The following is a 16,125-nucleotide window of genomic DNA, read 5'->3' on the forward strand; positions in this document are numbered from 1 at the left end:
GGCTAGTCCGAATCGTCGGTCGACAACACGGCAAGAAACGCTTCCTGCGGAATTTCCACGCTGCCCACCTGCTTCATGCGCTTCTTGCCTTCTTTCTGCTTTTCGAGCAGCTTGCGCTTGCGTGACACGTCACCGCCGTAGCACTTCGCGGTGACGTTCTTGCGCATGGCCTTGACCGTGGAGCGGGCCACGATGCGCGTGCCGATCGCTGCCTGAATGGCCACGTCGAACATCTGGCGCGGCACGATTTTCTTGAGCTTCTCGACGAGCACCTTGCCGCGCTCGTAGGCCTTGTCGCGATGCACGATATGCGCCAGCGCATCGACCGCTTCGCCGTTGATGAGCACGTCCAGGCGCACCAGATCCGCGGCCTGAAAGCGGGCAAAATCGTATTCGAAGGAGGCAAAGCCGCGCGAGACCGACTTCAGCCGGTCGAAGAAGTCCAGCACGACCTCCGACAGCGGCAGCTCGAAGTTCATGGCAACGGAGTTGCCCATGTAGTTCATGTCCTTCTGCACGCCGCGCTTTTCCATGCACAGCTGCAGCACCGGGCCCACGAATTCCTGCGGCATGAGGATGCTCGCATGGATGATCGGCTCACGGATTTCGTCGATCTCGCCCAGGCTGGGCAGGGATTGCGGATTGCTGATGGCCTGGACGTCGCCGCTTGTGGTGAGCACTTCATAGACCACGGTCGGCGCGGTCGTAATCAGATCGAGGCCGTATTCGCGTTCAAGGCGCTCCTGCACGATCTCCATGTGCAGCATGCCCAGAAAGCCGATCCGAAAGCCGAAGCCCAGGGCCGCCGAGGTCTCCGGCTCGTAGTTCAGGGACGAATCGTTCAGGCGCAGCTTGGACAGGGCGTCGCGAAAATCCTCGTAGTCGTCAGAGTTGACGGTGAACACGCCCGCGAACACGCGCGGCTGAACCTGCTTGAAGCCGGGCACGCGTTCGGCACAGGGATTGTGAGCATGGGTGAGCGTATCGCCCACCGGCGCGCCGTCGATGTCCTTGATGCCGGCGATCACGTAGCCCACTTCGCCCACTTCCAGCGCATCGAGCGGCTTTTTCTTGGGCGTGAAGATGCCCACGTCGTCGACCTGGTACTCGCGCGCGGTGGACATCACCTTCATCCGGTCGCCCTTGGCGAGGCGGCCGTTGCGAATACGCACCAGCGACACCACGCCCAGGTAGTTGTCGAACCAGGAATCCACGATCAACGCCTGCAGCGGCGCCTCCGGATCGCCTTCCGGCGGCGGTATGCGCCGGATGATCGCCTCCAGCACTTCGGTGATGCCTTCGCCGGACTTGGCTGAACACAGCAGCCGCTCGGTGGCGTCGATACCGATGACGTCTTCGATCTGCTGGGCCACGCGATCGGGATCGGCCGCCGGCAGGTCGATCTTGTTGAGCACCGGCAGGACTTCCAGATCCTGCTCGATCGCGGTGTAGGTATTGGCCACGCTCTGGGCTTCGACGCCCTGAGATGCATCCACCACCAACAACGCGCCTTCACAGGCAAACAGCGACCGCGAGACCTCGTAGGAGAAATCCACGTGCCCCGGCGTATCGATGAAATTCAGGGTATAGGTTTCCCCGTCGGCCGCCTCGTAATCGAGCGTGACCGCCTGGGCCTTGATGGTGATACCGCGCTCGCGCTCGAGATCCATCGAATCGAGCACCTGTTCGGCCATTTCACGTTCGGTCAGCCCACGGCATGCCTGAATGAAACGATCCGCCAGGGTCGACTTGCCGTGGTCGATATGGGCGATGATGGAAAAGTTACGTATGCGTGATTGCATCAGGACTTCATTGCAGCGCGCGGAGGCGACATAAAACAATCGCCCCGGCAAGACAGCCGAGGCGATGCGATCGAGCAAGAGTATACGCGCTCAACGCCGCGAGTTTCAGCCGGGCACGGCGACCATCACTTGTTTTTCGGACGCATCGCCAGATACAGGCGACGGTCGTCACGCAAAACGAGCAATGCCACCGCGCCGTCGGCCTCGTCGAGCGCTTCGCGCAGCGACGCGACATCCTCCACATGGCGAGAGCCCACCGCGAGCACGACATCGCCCGGTTCCAGCCCGGCATCGGCGCCAGCGCCGTCGGCGACATCGGTGACCCGTACGCCGCCCTGCTCGAGATCGAGTTCACGTCGTGCTGCCGTATCCAACGACTCCAGCGTCAGCCCGTAGGGTTGCTCGGCCGGTTTTTCTGCCTGCTCGGGCGCGGTCGCCGCGGACAGATCCTTGGGCAGTTTCTCGATCGTGACCTCGATGGTTTCACGTTCACCGTCGCGCAGTACCGTCACGCTCGCACTTTCACCGGGGGCGACCGTACCCACCAGCGGCGGCAGCGACGCCGCCGAATCGACGGGCTGGTCGTTGAACGACAGAATCACGTCGCCGGCCTGCAGTCCCGCGGCCTGGGCGGGGCTGTCGGGCATGACCCGGGCGACCAGCGCGCCTTCCGGGCGCTTGAGGCGAAACGACTCCGCCAGCTCGCGATCCACGTCCTGAATCTGTACCCCGAGCCAGCCCCGGGTGACGCTGCCGCTATCGCGCAGCTGTTTCGCCACGTCCATGGCGATATCGATCGGAATGGCGAAGGATACGCCCTGATAACCGCCGGTCTGGCTATAGATCTGGGAGTTGATGCCGACCACTTCACCGGCCAGATCGAACAGCGGCCCGCCCGAATTACCGGGGTTGATGGCCACGTCGGTTTGCAGGAACGGCACGTACTGATCGCTTGCCAGGCTACGCTGCTTGGCCGACACGATACCGGCGGTCACCGAGGTCTCGAAGCCGAACGGCGAACCGATCGCCACCACCCAGGAGCCGACCTCCAGCTTGTCCGGGTTCCCGACCTTGACCGTCGGCAGATCGCTGGCATCAACCTTGAGCACGGCCAGATCGCTATAGCTATCCTGGCCCACGACGTCGGCGACCAGCTGGCGTCGATCGTTGAGCTTAACCACGATCTGACCCGCGTTGGCGACCACGTGGCGGTTGGTCAGGATATAGCCGTCGTCGGAGATGATGAAGCCCGAGCCCAGCGAGGCATGCGGCGAACCGCCCGGCGGCAACGGCGACTGCTCGCCCGGCCCGCCGTCTTCGAAAAAGCGACGCAGCCAGCCTTCCAGCGGCCCGTTTTCGCCCTCACCGCCCTGTTCGGCGGCTTCGGCCGGCGCCGCGCTTATATTGACCACCGCCGGCGACACCTGTTTGACCAGCCCGGTGAAGTCGGGCAACTGGCCGGTGCTTGCCACCGGCGCGGGCTCGTCGTCGCCGCAGCCGGCCAGCAGCGTAAGCATGACGACCAGCAGCAAAAACAGGCGTAGGGCACGGGCTTGAGAATTCATGGCGACTCGCTTTGGTCGATGTCTTGCGATTCCCGGCCGTGCCCGATAACGAGCGATGGCCAAGGGGGTGCAAGGTTAGCTTAGCCGGCCGCCCGCGTCAGGGGGAAACGTTACGGCTCGCCGACTGGGTTTCGCGTACCAGATTCTCGGCGATGCGCTTGACGGTGCGCGCCGGCACTTCGCCCACTACCGTGATTTGCGTATCTTCGACTACATGCCCGTAGGCGTTCACTGCGCCCATGGTGGTCGCCCCTTCCAGGGGCTTGCGCAGCCCGGCCGGCGCGATGAAGGCAGACACTGCAGCCACGCCGTCGGTGAACAGCATCTGGCGCACGAAACCGCTTTCGGTCACGCGGCGCACGCCGTCTTCGGCAAGCTCGAAACCGGGCGGCAGGTCGGTGGGCTTCCATGCGTCTTCGGGCACCGGCTTGTCTTCGACCTGCACGGCCTGGTGCTTGACCACGCGAAAGCCGTCGATGTCGTACCCCGGCTCGAATTCATCGTCGTCGATCGACTTCGGAAACTCGACCTGGGTGAACATGAGCTGTTCGAGCACGTTGTTGTCGCTGATCAGATCAAGCTTCAGCGGCAGCCGTGTCTCGTCGTCGATAAGCATGCGATAGCCGTACCGGTATCCGTCGAGCGGTTCGATACTGATAAGCCGACCCACCCGGTCCGCCAGGCGGCGCTGGCCCATATCGCTTACCCGGTAGTGCTCGCCCATGCGGTCGGCAGAAAACTGCGCAACGCTACCCAGCAGCCCGTCATGCTTGCGTTGTGAAATCAGCACGACCTTGTTCTGCGGCAGAATCGAGGTGACCACCCCTCCGCGCCGAATGACTTCGCGCGGCTGCCCCGTCAACGAAACCAGCCGCTCCTGCTCCAGGCCATCGCGCCGGCGATGAATCACCCGCAGCGTGTCGAGCTGGCCCTCACGCAGATAAACGATAATACCGCGGTAGGTTTCACTACGAACCGCCTCGGACGCCTCGGCAAGCAGCGCGTTTAGGGAGCCGTCGGCCTCGGCACTAGCGGATGCTTCACCATCGGCGGCCTGCGCGGCCGCCGAAAGTGCCGTCAGAAAAAACAGCAGCAGGAACGCAGGAAGCGCTCTCGTCACTGCGGCGTATCCTGCCCATAGGTAGCCACGCGCACGAAGCCCGGCGTGGTGCCCGACATGCCGTAGCCGCGCGCCAGGCCGTTATGCTCGACCAGATAACCGTTGAGTTCGTCCTCAAGCGCCGGATCCGACACCGACCAATGGTCGGCCGGACCGCGCTGTACCGCCGCCTGGCTCGGGCCTGCCTGGCGCAGCATGTCGCTGGACAGTTCGTTGGAGGCGACCATCGCCTGCGCCCCGCCAATGCCGGCCGCATTGCCCTGCGCGGCCACCGACGTCGCGGCCGGGGCACCGTTGCCGGAGGCGCTGGCCAGACTGTTGCCCGTCGTTGCGTCCTGTCGTAGAGGGTTGCTCACCAGCAGCACGATACCGGCCGCCGACGCCACCGCGGCCAGACCGGCCATGCTGCGCCAGCGCCGTCGTGCTGCGACCCGCATCGGCACCGCCACCGGACGCGCCGCCGCGGCTTCCGGTCGATCCTGTGCGATGGCCGCCATTACACGATCGGAGAAATTGCAGTCCAGCGGCACCGCCATTTCACCGTTGTGGGCACGCAGCGTGGTGCGCAGCCAGTGCTGGCGACCCCAGCTTTCACGAAGCTGCTCATCGCGTAGCAAGGCGCTGACTACTGCGTCCGCTTCGTCGCGAGTGGCCTCGCCGTCTAGAAACGCGGAAAACTGCTCGTTCATGCTGACCTCACTTGTCCGACAGGGACACCAGTTTCTGCTCGATTGCCGCCCGGGCACGAAAGATACGCGAGCGTACCGTGCCCACGGGGCAATCCATTGATTGTGCAATCTCTTCGTAGCTCATGCCATCCAGCTCGCGGAGCATGATCGCGGTACGCAAATCCTCGGGTAATTCGCGGATGGCACCGATCACCGCATCGCGTATCTCTTCGCTTTCCAGCAACGCCTCGGGCGTATCGCCTTCCGAAAACCGCTCCGTATGGCCGAAGGCCTCGGCATCGGCGACGTCGATGTCCTGGCTCGCCGGGCGCCGTGAACGGGCCACCAGAAAGTTTTTCGCGGTGTTGATGGATATGCGATAGAGCCATGTATAGAAAGCGCTATTGCCCTTGAACCCGTTGAGCGCGCGGTAGGCCTTGATGAAGGCTTCCTGCGCCACGTCCGGCGCGTCTGCCGGGCTCACGTAGCGTGCCACCAGCTTGACGACCTTGTGCTGATACTTGCGGATGAGCAAGTCGAAGGCACGATCGTCGCCGGACTGGGCGCGGGCTACCAGTTGCTCGTCGCTGACGTCTTCAGTCATCTATCTGCAGCGCCGGACATCTGGAAAGCCAGAGCAATCGATGCGCGAATTAACCTCTTCGTTGTTGCGTACCAAGACGCCGTTATCCACGTAGACCGCGGATTCGCAAATAAGTTCGCACTGATTTTGCGCTATGCTGCCAGCCGTCATCTTTTCGCTACACAACCGAATGAGACGCCTACGCGTCGAGAGGCTCAGTGTAGCGACGCAACGTGCTTTCGTCATGCAGTCGACCGAATCCCCGGTATGCAAACGCTTCGATGTCGTCGTCGTAGGCAGCGGCGCGGCCGGCCTTACGCTCGCCCTTCGCCTGGCCCGTAGCGGGCGTCGTATCGCGGTGATTTCCAAGGGCGCGCTGGCTGAGGGCAGCACGCTCTACGCCCAGGGCGGCATCTCCGCGGTACTCGATGCCGAGGACAGCGTGGACGCCCATGTGGCCGATACGCTGGCTGCCGGCGCGGGCCTGTGCGACGAAGCCGCGGTAAGGCATACGGTGTCGCACTCGCGCGCCGCGATCGAATGGCTGATCGAGCGCGGCGTACCGTTCACACGCGCCGAAGAGACCGACAACGAGTCGGGCTATGCCTATCATCTGAACCGCGAAGGCGGACATAGTCACCGCCGGATCATCCATGCCGACGATGCCACCGGGCGCGCCGTGGAAACCACGCTGGAAGGACTGACCCGCGCGAGCGAACGGATTACGGTGTTCGAACACCATATGGCGGTGGAGCTGATCGTCACCGCCGACGCCGACGAACCCGGCGGTCGCTGTCGCGGCGTCTACGTGCTGGATATCGAGGCGGATACCGTGTTCACGTTCGCCGCCGACCAGGTTGTACTGGCCACCGGCGGTGCAAATCTGGTCTATCTCTATAGCAGCAATCCGCATGCCGCCAGCGGCGACGGCATCGCCATGGCCTGGCGTGCCGGGGCGCGGGTGGCAAACATGGAATTCATGCAGTTCCACCCGACCTGCCTCTATCATCCAAAGGCGCGCTCTTTTCTGATCAGCGAAGCCCTGCGCGGCGAAGGCGCACTGCTGCGTCTCGCGGACGGCAGCCGTTTCATGCCCCGTCACGACGAGCGCGCCGAACTCGCGCCGCGCGACGTGGTGGCCCGGGCAATCGACGCGGAAATGAAGCGCACCGGCCAGCCGCATGTATGGCTGGATATCACCCATGCCGGCAAGCCGTTCATTGAAAAGCATTTCCCGGCCATCAATGCCCGCTGCCTGGAACTCGGCCTGGATATGAGCAAGGAAGCGTTACCGGTGGTACCGGCCGCCCATTACACCTGCGGCGGCGTAATAACCGATCTGGCCGGGCGCACCGATATTCCCGGTGTCTATGCGATTGGCGAATGCGCTTTCACCGGTTTGCATGGCGCCAATCGCATGGCCAGCAATTCGCTGCTGGAATGCATCGTCTATGCCAGCGCCGCCGCCGCTGATATTGAAAGCCGCGACGATCGCGTCCAGCCCGTCGCCCTGCCGGCCTGGGACGAATCACGAGTGACGGATTCCGACGAGGAAGTCGTTGTCGCCCATAACTGGCAGGAGCTGCGTCGGTTCATGTGGGACTATGTCGGCATTGTGCGCACCACCAAGCGGCTCGAACGGGCACTGCATCGTATCGAGCTGCTGCGCCGCGAAATTCATGACTACTACGGCAGTTTCCGCGTGACGCCGGGGCTGCTGGAGCTGCGCAACCTCGCTCAGGTCGCCGAACTGATCATCCGCAGCGCCCTGGATCGGCGCGAAAGCCGCGGCCTGCACTACATCAGCGATTTTCCGCATACCCTGCCGCGGGCCATGCATACGGTGCTCTCGCCCGAGCACCCTCGCGACAGCGGCCCGGGCGTGAGTTACCGCCCGCTCTGAGGCATGGCGCCAGCGCCTACGCTTGGCGCGGCCAGAAAATCCGCCGCCGCACGCATTGCGCTTGGATTGGACAGAGTCGGCGCGTGGCCGGCGTTGGCTATCTGTATCCATCGCGCGGACACATAAGCGGCTGCGAAGCCCTGCCCCCAGGCCGGCGGCGTGAGCACATCCGCCTCGCCCGAGAGCACCAGCATCGGCCGTGCCGGCAGCGTATTGCCTGCCTGGTAGCGTGGCAGCGGCCATTGCGTGCATACCGACCCCTGCGGCGCGTGGCGCAGATACGGCGCAATCAGCGGCATGGCCGACAGGGTCTGTTGCCAGGCCAAAGCCGGGTTGGCGCGCTCCTTGTCGAGGGCACAGCGGGTCGCCCAGAACGTCGCCGCGCTGCGTGAACGACTACTGCCCTGAGCCGCGACCCGCGCAGCCAGTGGGACCAGCGCCGCCGTTTCGCCTCTAAGGGCACGCTCGATGCGGGCGACGGTATCCGCCTCACGACCACTGTCGTAGGCCGCGAATAACACCATCAGCAGCAGCCGATAGGGGGTGATTTCAAATAACGGCGGCAGCCCGCGATAAGGCAGCAGTGCGACCACCGGCGGCTGACGTTGATAACGCGCCAACAGCGCGGCGAGCGTTCGCTGCGGCGCAGACGACGCACAGTCGCCGACCTGCGCACAGACGTCCTGCAAGCGCCGGATAGCGCCGTCGATCTGCAGCGGCAAGGCGGCAAGCTCGTTACGGTCGAATGGCACGACAGAATCGAGCACCAGCGCGCTTATTCGTTCGGGATAGCGCCGCGCGAACAGCATGGCAATTCGGGTGCCGTAGGAGACGCCCCAGAGCGTGGCCCGATCGACACCCAGACCGTCGAGCAACGCATACATATCCGCGATTTGCGGCCCGGGCCCGAGCGCTTGCATGCCCTTGGGGCCCAGTCGATCCAGGCAGTGCTGGATGATCGCGGCCTCCTGCGCGAAGCCCTTGTCTGCCTGCGGCGAAGCCGGCGCTCGCAGCGGCACGACAGGCTTGGCCGAGCAACCGATACGCGGACGGCTTTCACCGGTCCCCCGCGGGTCCATCAGCACGATATCGTGGGGCCAGCCGGCGCGCTGCTGCCAGCGCTGCCAACCGACCAACCCGGCCGCGTCGAGGCCTGCGCTTTCTCCGGGCCCGCCCGGCACATACAACACCGGGTTCGGGTCGTGACGATCCGGATGTGCTCGCAGCACAGCGAATCGGAGTCGTAGCGGCTGACCGCCGATCTTCGCGCCGACCGACAGCCATCCGCATTCGACCTGTGCGGCACTGGGCGCGTCCGGCATAGCCGGGCACGCCGTCCAACGAATATGCGCCGTGCCCGCACCGGCTGCCAGTCCTTGGCTCACACCAGCGAGCAGGCTTATCGCAAACGCCAGGCCGAAGAGCCGGGTCAGGCGGATCATGCCGGATCGGCGCGGCGTGGATCCGGCGCAATCGTCAGTCGAGCGCGGAGCCGGCGATGGGTTTGCGCATCCAGCGCATCTGCAAACAGCACGCAGCTGCGCTCCCTAAACCAATCGCCGTCTTCACGCAGGCGTAGTACGACGAGCCAGTCGCCGGCGCTAAAGGCGTGGGTGAGACGGCCGCTATGCCAGACGCCACTCCGCGTTTGCCAGCGCCACGGACCGTCCGTGGGATAGCGCAGGCGCACGATACTGCCGGCGCGCTCGAGTAACGCGTTGCAATAGCTGCGGTAGCCCGCAACAGCGACCACCGGCAGCAGCGCTATCAGCCACGGGCGTGCGATGGCCAGATAAAGGATGACGAAGGCCGCTGCCCCGTGCAGGCCGAGGACAAAGACGCGGTGCGCCGCCGAGACGCGCACACGCATGTGCAACGTATCGGCGAACGGATTCGACATCGGTTACCGTGCGGCGCCCTGCGGCCGCTGGAATTGGCGGATACGCGAGAGCAGATCCGCCTGCACCTGCGTTGGCGCTTCCATGCGCCCCATCACGAGCGCGTAAAGATCCGGATCTTCCATTTCCAACAGCTCGCGCAGCCCTGCCTGCTCGCGTTCGTCGAGGTCATCGTACTCGTTGGCCACGAAGCGTTCGAGGAGCACGTCGAGCTCCTTCATTCCGCGCCGGCACAGCCAACGTATGCGCGATTTTTCGCTCATGGTTTGCTCGGGTGGGAAGGGCCGACCTGGATCGGCCTAGGGGAATGGCCCGCCGGCGTCGGCGGGCCAAGGAAGCAATCAGCCGCGGCGTTCGAGCAGCAGCTTCTTGGTTTCGGCAATCGCCTTGGCCGGGTTCAGGCCCTTGGGGCAGGTATTGGTGCAGTTCATGATGGTATGGCACCGATACAGCTTGAACGGGTCTTCAAGGTCGTCGAGACGGTCGCCGGTGGCCTCGTCGCGCGAATCCACGATCCAGCGATAGGCCTGCAGCAGCACGGCCGGGCCGAGATAGCGTTCCGGGTTCCACCAGTAGCTCGGGCAGGAGGTCGAGCAGCAGGCACACAGAATGCACTCGTAAAGACCGTCAAGCTTGGCGCGGTCCTCGGGCGTTTGCAGGCGTTCGCGGGTCGGTGCCGGCGTATCCGTCTTGATCCACGGCTCAATCGATTCGAGCTGGGCGTAGAAGTGCGTCAGGTCCGGCACCAGATCCTTGACCACCGGCATATGCGGCAGCGGATAGATACGCACGTCGCCATCGATATCGGTGATGCGCGTGGTGCAGGCCAGCGTGTTCTTGCCGTCGATATTGAACGCACAGGAACCACAGATGCCTTCACGACAGGAGCGACGGAAGGTCAGCGTGGGGTCGATCTCGTTCTTGATCTTGATGACCGCATCGAGAACCATCGGCCCGCACTTGTCGAGGTCGATAGCAAAGCTGTCAACGCGCGGGTTCTCGCCCGATTCGGGTTCCCAGCGATAGATACGGAACGTCTTGACGTTCTTCGCACCCTTAGGCGCCTCGAACTTCTTGCCCTTGGCGATGCGCGAATTCTTCGGCAGTCGGAATTCAGCCATGACAGGCCTCCATTACTCAGTGGCAGGCCGCCGGCCTGACGGCCGGCGACGATGTTATGCGTTAGTAGGTCCGCTTCTTCGGCGGCACATGCTCCATATCGTCCGTCATGGGGTTCATGTGCACGGGCCGATAGTCGATCTGCGTATCCGGGCCGCCGTGGTGCCAGATGAGCGTGTGCTTCATCCAGTTCTCGTCGTCGCGCTCGGTGTATTCCTCGTGCGCGTGCGCGCCGCGACTTTCCTTGCGATTGGCGGCGGCGTGCATCGTCGTGATGGCACAGCCAAGCAGATTCTCGAGCTCCAGGGTTTCCACCAGATCGCTGTTCCAGGTCATCGAGCGGTCGGTCACGCCGACGTTGGCAAACGCCTCGACTTCCTCGCTGATCTGCTTGGCGCCGGTTTCCAGGCTCTCGGTATTGCGGAACACGGCCGCGTATTTCTGCATGGAGTTCTGCAGGCTCGAACGCAGCTCGGCCGTGGGCGTGTCGCCCTTGGCATAACGCAGCTTGTCGAAACGGCTCAGGGCCTTCTCTTCCGAGGCCTTGATATCACCCCGATGCGGCGCGCCCTTGCGCACGACTTCCGTGCAACGGTGTGCGGCCGCACGGCCGAACACGACCAGGTCGAGCAGCGAGTTGGAGCCCAGACGATTGGCACCGTGTACCGACACACAGCCGGCTTCGCCGACCGCCATCAGCCCGGGCACGACCGAATCCGGATCGCCGTCCTTGAGCGTGACCACTTCGCCGAAGGCGTTGGTGGGCACGCCGCCCATGTTGTAATGCACGGTGGGCAGCACTGGGATCGGCTCCTTGGTGGCATCCACGCCGGAGAAGATCATCGCGGTTTCGGTGATGCCCGGCAGGCGCTCGTGCAGCACTTCCGGGCCGAGATGCTCGAGATGCAGCAGCGTGTGGTCCTTGTTCTCGCCCACGCCGCGACCTTCGTTGATCTCGACCGTTTCGGCACGGCTGACCACGTCGCGCGACGCCAGATCCTTGGCGTTCGGCGCATAGCGCTCCATGAAGCGCTCGCCTTCCGAGTTGGTCAGATAACCGCCCTCGCCGCGTGCGCCTTCGGTGATCAGGCAGCCCGCGCCGTAAATACCGGTCGGATGAAACTGCACGAATTCGGGATCCTGCAGCGGCAGGCCGGCGCGCAGCGCCATGCCCATGCCGTCGCCCGTGCAGGTATGCGCGGAGGTGCAGGAGAAGTAGGCACGGCCGTAGCCGCCGGTGGCCAGGATGACCTGGTGGGCACGGAAGCGATGCAGCTGCCCGCCCTGCAGGTCCCAGGCCAGCACGCCGCGGCATTCGCCGTCTTCGGTCATCAGCAGGTCGATGGCGAAGTATTCGATGAAGAACTCGGCACGCGCCTTGAGCGACTGCTGATAAAGCGTATGCAGCAGCGCATGGCCGGTACGGTCGGCCGCAGCACAGGTGCGCTGTGCAGTCCCTTCGCCAAAGTGCGTGGTCATGCCGCCGAACGGGCGCTGATAGATACGGCCGTCTTCGGTGCGCGAGAACGGCACGCCGTCGTGCTCGAGTTCGATGATCGCCGGAATAGCCTCCTTGGTGAGGTATTCAATGGCGTCCTGATCGCCCAGCCAGTCACCACCCTTGATGGTGTCGTAGGCGTGCCAGCGCCAGTCGTCCTCACCCATGTTGCCGAGCGCGGATGCGATACCGCCCTGGGCCGCCACGGTGTGGCTACGGGTGGGAAAGACCTTGGTGATACAGGCAGTGGAAAGGCCGGCGTCTGCCAGGCCGCGCGTGGCGCGCAGACCGGAACCACCGGCACCCACCACCACGACGTCGTGCTGGTGGTCGATGATGTCGTAGCTTTCGCTCATCAGGCGGCTCCTACAAGAATCATGATGACGGAAAAGATAGCGGCCACGGCCAGCAGAATATTGAGAAGCTGAAAACCAATCAGCAGCGCCATTTTCGCGCCTTCGTGGTGTACGTAGTCTTCAATAATGGTCTGCAGGCCGAGCTGCGAATGGAAAAAGATCGCGGCCAGATAGATCGCCAGCAGCGACGCCTGCAACGGCGACGACAGCCAGTCGGTAACGCTGGAGTAATCCGCGCCCAGCTGCGAGGCCAGACAGGCAACGAACCACAGGGTCAGCGGCACGAGCGCGACCGCGCTGACACGCTGAAACCACCAATGCGACACGCCCGTCTTGGCGCTGCCTAGCCCGCGCGCGCTGGCTAGCGATGAACGAATACTGCTCATTTAAATCTCCCGGAACACTAAATCGAGTCGATCAGGCGATGAACGCCCAGATCCAGACAAACAGGGTCAGCGCGGCGGCGACGCCAATCGCGACATAGCCGGTCATGCGCGCGGTTTCCAGATCCAGGCCGATGCCCACGTCCCATACCAGGTGGCGGATGCCGTTGCACAGGTGGTAGAACAGTGCGAACGACCACCCGAACATCAACAGCTGGCCGAACCAGGAGGCGGCAAAACCGTTGACGCTGGAAAAAGCATCCGGGCCGCTGGCAGCGGCGATTAGCCATACGGCAAGGAATACGCTGCCCAGCGCAAGAACGATGCCGGACGCGCGATGCGCGATCGACGTAAGCATCGAGATCTGCCAGCGATAGATCTGCAGATGCGGCGATAGCGGGCGGTTAGCCTGTTGACTCATGAAGGTCCCCGAAATGGCAATGAAAAGAACGTGATAAGGGGGTCAGAAATCGATGCAGCGTCCGTTCTTCTCCCAATCCCCGTAGCGCACGGGCTCCGGGCCCTTGCGACCGCCGTATTCGGGCGGAAGATCGAGCGTATTGGGCTTGGCGGGCGGGCTGGAATCGGCGGGCTGCGGTGCGGACTCTTGCTCTTGCGACCGGGCGGGAGCGCCGGCTTGGGAGTCGTCCTCAGCGGACAAACGTTCGTCTGACATGGCGATACTCTAAACCCGTGTCGGGTTTCTGGCAATGTGAACATTGGCTGAACCGACCGGCCCAGCTGCATATAACAGCGACTTTACGCTATGGCTAGAATACGAGCCACACAAGACTTGGATGCACCTATGACCGATTCCACCGCCGCGGCGCCAAGCGCGCTTGGCGTCATCGCAGTCACCGGACCCGATGCGGCCGATTTCCTGCGCGCCCAGCTCACCAACGACGTGATGCGGCTGGGCCAGGACCGCCACTTCCTGGCCGCCTGGTGCGACGCCAAGGGCCGAGCGCAGATGGTTGCACGCGTTTGCGAGCGCGACGACGGCTACTGGCTGGTGGTGCCGGAATCACTCATCGACGGGCTGATCAAGCGCTTACAGATGTACGTGTTGCGCGCGGCGGTCAAACTTCACGACGGTCGCGATACGCTTCGTATCGTGGGTCGCCGCGGAGGTGACCTGCCCGCCGCGTCAAGAGTACGTACCGCGGGCGACGCCGTGCTGCTGGGTCTGTCTGCCGGCGCGGGCGGCGAACCACGCGCGCTGGAAATTTCTCCGAACGAGCATGGGGTCGCGCAAGACTCGATCGCAACCGACGCGCCCGACTGGCTGGCCGAGGAAATCGATGCCGGCATACCGGCGTTGGCGCCGGCCACACAGGGGCTGTTCGTCCCCCAAATGCTCAACCTGCACTGGCTGCAGGCCATCGATTTCGACAAGGGCTGCTATCCCGGCCAGGAGGTCATTGCACGGCTGCACTACCGCGGCAAACTCACGCGCCGTATGTACCGGCTGTTCTGGCAAGGCGAAATGCCCGTGCCCGGCAGCGACGTGCTCGATGACCAGGGCGAACGTGCGGGCACGGTGCTCTACGCCGCGCCATCCGCCGAGCAAAGCAGGGGCACGCTGCTGGCGGTGCTCAAAACGAGCGCCGCGCAGCAACCGCTTGCCACCGCCAACGCCACGCTGGAACCGGGCGAGCTGCCTTACCCGACGCCGGTCTAGCGCCGCCGCAAGCGTCGGGCCGACCGGTCGCAGCAGCTCTCGATTATTGCCCCTGCGGACGCAGCTGCGGAAACAACAGCACGTCGCGGATCGCGCTGCGACCGGTCAACAGCATCACCAGGCGATCGATACCGATGCCGGCGCCGGCCGTTGGCGGCAGGCCGTATTCGAGCGCGTTCACGTAGTCGGCGTCGTAGTACATGGCTTCGTCGTCGCCAGCCGCCTTGGCATCGGCCTGCGCTGCGAAACGCTCGGCCTGATCTTCGGCATCGTTGAGCTCGGAGAAGCCGTTGGCAATCTCGCGCCCGGCAACGAACAGCTCGAAGCGTTCGGTCACATCGGGATCGTCGTCGCGACGGCGCGCCAGCGGCGAAACCTCGGCCGGGTAATCGATGATGAAGGTGGGCGTTTCCAGCCGATGCTCGACCGTATGCTCGAACAGCTCGGTGAGCCATTTGCCATAACCCCAGCCCGCCTCGCCCTTGACCCCGTGGCGAGCCGCCGTATCGGATAATTTATCTATCCTATCAATATCTTGTGGCTCGATATTGCTATTGTACTTGAGCACCGCATCACGCATCGACAGGCGCTCGAACGGCGCATCAAAACGTATCGCCTGGTCGCTGCAGGCCTGGGCATGGCGCGCTTCGACATGGGCCGACAGGTCCCGCAACAATGACTCGATCAGGTCCATCAGGTCGTGGTAGTCCGCATATGCCTGATAAAACTCGAGCATCGTGAACTCGGGGTTGTGCCGGGTCGACACCCCTTCATTACGGAAATTGCGGTTGAGCTCGAACACCTTCTCCAGCCCGCCGACTACGAGGCGCTTAAGATAAAGCTCGGGGGCGACACGCAGATAGAAGTCGTGATCCAGCGCGTTGTAGTGGGTCACGAACGGGCGTGCTGCTGCGCCACCGGGGATGGCCTGCAGCATGGGCGTTTCCACCTCGAGGAAATCACGGGATTCGAAGAAGTCCCGCACCCCGCGCACGATCGCGCTGCGGGCCATGAATACGGCACGCGAGTCCGGGTGCATGATCAGATCGACATAACGCTGACGATAGCGTGCCTCGGTATCAGCCAAGCCATGCCACTTTTCCGGCAGCGGTCGCAGCGACTTGGTGAGCAACTGCAGCTCGGTCGCGCGAACCGAGAGCTCGCCCTTGTTGGTGCGCGACAGGGCTCCGCGCACGCCGACGATATCGCCTATATCCAGCTGCTTGAAGGCCTTGTAGGCCTCTTCGCCCAGCAGGTCGCGCTGTACGAACAACTGAATACGGCCACTGCGGTCCTGTAGCGTGGCAAAGCTGAGTTTGCCCATGACGCGTTTGGCCAGTAGCCGGCCGGCGACCGCTACCTGCTGGGCGCGTTCATCCAATGTGCCCGCATCGTCGTCGGCGTGAGCGCGCTGCAACTCGCCCGCGAGCGCGTCGGGGCGAAAATCGTTCGGGAAAGCCGCACCCTGCTCGCGCCACGCCTGAAGTTTCTCCTTGCGCTGGGCAACCAGACGGTGGGTATCGGTGTCGCTGGCCCCGGTATCGGTCAT

At 63.9% G+C, this 16,125-nt stretch carries 16 protein-coding genes; 2 read left to right on the plus strand and 14 right to left on the minus strand.

Going from position 1 to position 16,125, the window contains the following annotated elements:
• Window positions 1–2: 2 nt before the first annotated feature.
• The 5 genes from lepA to rpoE all read right to left on the minus strand — a co-directional run bounded on the left by lepA (window position 3) and on the right by rpoE (window position 5,759).
• Entirely contained in the window at window positions 3–1,802 is a 1,800-nt protein-coding gene (gene lepA / locus C84B14_RS10370; protein ID WP_353223921.1) for a translation elongation factor 4, read from the minus strand.
• 125 nt (window positions 1,803–1,927) lie between these two features.
• On the minus strand, window positions 1,928–3,367 hold the full coding sequence (locus C84B14_RS10375; protein ID WP_353223922.1) for a DegQ family serine endoprotease: 1,440 nt from the start codon (window positions 3,365–3,367) through the stop codon (window positions 1,928–1,930).
• A 97-nt stretch (window positions 3,368–3,464) separates the two neighbouring features.
• On the minus strand, window positions 3,465–4,487 hold the full coding sequence (locus C84B14_RS10380; protein WP_353223924.1) for a MucB/RseB C-terminal domain-containing protein: 1,023 nt from the start codon (window positions 4,485–4,487) through the stop codon (window positions 3,465–3,467).
• A complete protein-coding gene (locus tag C84B14_RS10385) occupies window positions 4,484–5,176 on the minus strand; it encodes a sigma-E factor negative regulatory protein (RefSeq protein WP_353223926.1) in 693 nt (230 codons plus the stop codon). The genes C84B14_RS10380 and C84B14_RS10385 overlap by 4 nt, the downstream gene beginning before the upstream one ends.
• A 7-nt stretch (window positions 5,177–5,183) precedes the next feature.
• Window positions 5,184–5,759: an RNA polymerase sigma factor RpoE gene (gene rpoE, locus C84B14_RS10390; RefSeq protein WP_353223928.1), complete on the minus strand. Its 576-nt coding sequence runs from the start codon at window positions 5,757–5,759 to the stop codon at window positions 5,184–5,186.
• 223 nt (window positions 5,760–5,982) lie between these two features.
• On the opposite strand from rpoE, the gene nadB reads away from it, so the two are divergent.
• Window positions 5,983–7,641 carry an L-aspartate oxidase gene (nadB, locus tag C84B14_RS10395; RefSeq protein ID WP_348766096.1) on the plus strand — a complete coding sequence of 553 codons (1,659 nt, stop codon included), beginning with the start codon at window positions 5,983–5,985 and terminating at the stop codon, window positions 7,639–7,641.
• Here nadB and C84B14_RS10400 read toward each other — a convergent pair.
• The 8 genes from C84B14_RS10400 to C84B14_RS10435 form a co-directional block, all read right to left on the minus strand.
• Window positions 7,626–9,083: an alpha/beta fold hydrolase gene (locus tag C84B14_RS10400; RefSeq protein ID WP_353223930.1), complete on the minus strand. Its 1,458-nt coding sequence runs from the start codon at window positions 9,081–9,083 to the stop codon at window positions 7,626–7,628. The two genes, nadB and C84B14_RS10400, sit on opposite strands and share 16 nt — an antisense overlap.
• Window positions 9,080–9,541: a protein YgfX gene (locus C84B14_RS10405; RefSeq protein ID WP_353223932.1), complete on the minus strand. Its 462-nt coding sequence runs from the start codon at window positions 9,539–9,541 to the stop codon at window positions 9,080–9,082. Before C84B14_RS10405 ends, C84B14_RS10400 begins: the two co-directional genes overlap by 4 nt.
• A 3-nt stretch (window positions 9,542–9,544) precedes the next feature.
• Entirely contained in the window at window positions 9,545–9,802 is a 258-nt protein-coding gene (locus tag C84B14_RS10410) for an FAD assembly factor SdhE (protein ID WP_353223934.1), read from the minus strand.
• A gap of 78 nt (window positions 9,803–9,880) precedes the next feature.
• Window positions 9,881–10,660, minus strand: a complete 780-nt coding sequence (locus C84B14_RS10415; protein ID WP_348766100.1) for a succinate dehydrogenase iron-sulfur subunit — start codon at window positions 10,658–10,660, stop codon at window positions 9,881–9,883.
• Window positions 10,661–10,721: 61 nt separating this feature from the next.
• The gene (gene sdhA, locus C84B14_RS10420; protein ID WP_348766101.1) at window positions 10,722–12,512 is read right to left on the minus strand and encodes a succinate dehydrogenase flavoprotein subunit; all 1,791 of its coding nucleotides are present in this window, start codon (window positions 12,510–12,512) and stop codon (window positions 10,722–10,724) included.
• Window positions 12,512–12,898, minus strand: coding sequence for a succinate dehydrogenase, hydrophobic membrane anchor protein (gene sdhD, locus C84B14_RS10425; RefSeq protein WP_353223936.1), 387 nt, complete (start codon window positions 12,896–12,898; stop codon window positions 12,512–12,514). The genes sdhA and sdhD overlap by 1 nt, the downstream gene beginning before the upstream one ends.
• 31 nt (window positions 12,899–12,929) lie before the next feature.
• Complete coding sequence (sdhC, locus tag C84B14_RS10430) at window positions 12,930–13,316, minus strand: succinate dehydrogenase, cytochrome b556 subunit (RefSeq protein ID WP_348766103.1); 387 nt, start codon at window positions 13,314–13,316, stop codon at window positions 12,930–12,932.
• Window positions 13,317–13,358: 42 nt separating this feature from the next.
• Window positions 13,359–13,571 carry a DUF1674 domain-containing protein gene (locus C84B14_RS10435; RefSeq protein ID WP_348766104.1) on the minus strand — a complete coding sequence of 71 codons (213 nt, stop codon included), beginning with the start codon at window positions 13,569–13,571 and terminating at the stop codon, window positions 13,359–13,361.
• Between the two features lie 129 nt (window positions 13,572–13,700).
• Here C84B14_RS10435 and ygfZ point away from each other — a divergent pair, with 129 nt between their 5' ends.
• The gene (gene ygfZ / locus C84B14_RS10440) at window positions 13,701–14,576 is read left to right on the plus strand and encodes a CAF17-like 4Fe-4S cluster assembly/insertion protein YgfZ (RefSeq protein ID WP_353223939.1); all 876 of its coding nucleotides are present in this window, start codon (window positions 13,701–13,703) and stop codon (window positions 14,574–14,576) included.
• Between the two features lie 43 nt (window positions 14,577–14,619).
• On the opposite strand, the gene lysS is transcribed toward ygfZ, so the two are convergent.
• Window positions 14,620–16,125, minus strand: coding sequence for a lysine--tRNA ligase (gene lysS / locus C84B14_RS10445; RefSeq protein WP_353223940.1), 1,506 nt, complete (start codon window positions 16,123–16,125; stop codon window positions 14,620–14,622).

This window comes from Salinisphaera sp. C84B14 (genome assembly GCF_040361435.1).
Classification (GTDB): domain Bacteria; phylum Pseudomonadota; class Gammaproteobacteria; order Nevskiales; family Salinisphaeraceae; genus Salinisphaera.

What these genes read in the sequence shown, in the direction of transcription:
- lepA (WP_353223921.1), bottom strand. Translation starts at nt 1,802, where the DNA reads ATGCAATCACGCATACGTAACTTTTCCATCATCGCCCATATCGACCAC.
- C84B14_RS10400 (WP_353223930.1), bottom strand. Translation starts at nt 9,083, where the DNA reads ATGATCCGCCTGACCCGGCTCTTCGGCCTGGCGTTTGCGATAAGCCTG.
- lysS (WP_353223940.1), bottom strand. Translation starts at nt 16,125, where the DNA reads ATGACCGATACCGGGGCCAGCGACACCGATACCCACCGTCTGGTTGCC.
- C84B14_RS10405 (WP_353223932.1), bottom strand. Translation starts at nt 9,541, where the DNA reads ATGTCGAATCCGTTCGCCGATACGTTGCACATGCGTGTGCGCGTCTCG.
- rpoE (WP_353223928.1), bottom strand. Translation starts at nt 5,759, where the DNA reads ATGACTGAAGACGTCAGCGACGAGCAACTGGTAGCCCGCGCCCAGTCC.
- C84B14_RS10435 (WP_348766104.1), bottom strand. Translation starts at nt 13,571, where the DNA reads ATGTCAGACGAACGTTTGTCCGCTGAGGACGACTCCCAAGCCGGCGCT.
- C84B14_RS10410 (WP_353223934.1), bottom strand. Translation starts at nt 9,802, where the DNA reads ATGAGCGAAAAATCGCGCATACGTTGGCTGTGCCGGCGCGGAATGAAG.
- sdhC (WP_348766103.1), bottom strand. Translation starts at nt 13,316, where the DNA reads ATGAGTCAACAGGCTAACCGCCCGCTATCGCCGCATCTGCAGATCTAT.
- ygfZ (WP_353223939.1), top strand. Translation starts at nt 13,701, where the DNA reads ATGACCGATTCCACCGCCGCGGCGCCAAGCGCGCTTGGCGTCATCGCA.
- C84B14_RS10375 (WP_353223922.1), bottom strand. Translation starts at nt 3,367, where the DNA reads ATGAATTCTCAAGCCCGTGCCCTACGCCTGTTTTTGCTGCTGGTCGTC.
- sdhA (WP_348766101.1), bottom strand. Translation starts at nt 12,512, where the DNA reads ATGAGCGAAAGCTACGACATCATCGACCACCAGCACGACGTCGTGGTG.
- sdhD (WP_353223936.1), bottom strand. Translation starts at nt 12,898, where the DNA reads ATGAGCAGTATTCGTTCATCGCTAGCCAGCGCGCGCGGGCTAGGCAGC.
- nadB (WP_348766096.1), top strand. Translation starts at nt 5,983, where the DNA reads ATGCAGTCGACCGAATCCCCGGTATGCAAACGCTTCGATGTCGTCGTC.
- C84B14_RS10385 (WP_353223926.1), bottom strand. Translation starts at nt 5,176, where the DNA reads ATGAACGAGCAGTTTTCCGCGTTTCTAGACGGCGAGGCCACTCGCGAC.
- C84B14_RS10415 (WP_348766100.1), bottom strand. Translation starts at nt 10,660, where the DNA reads ATGGCTGAATTCCGACTGCCGAAGAATTCGCGCATCGCCAAGGGCAAG.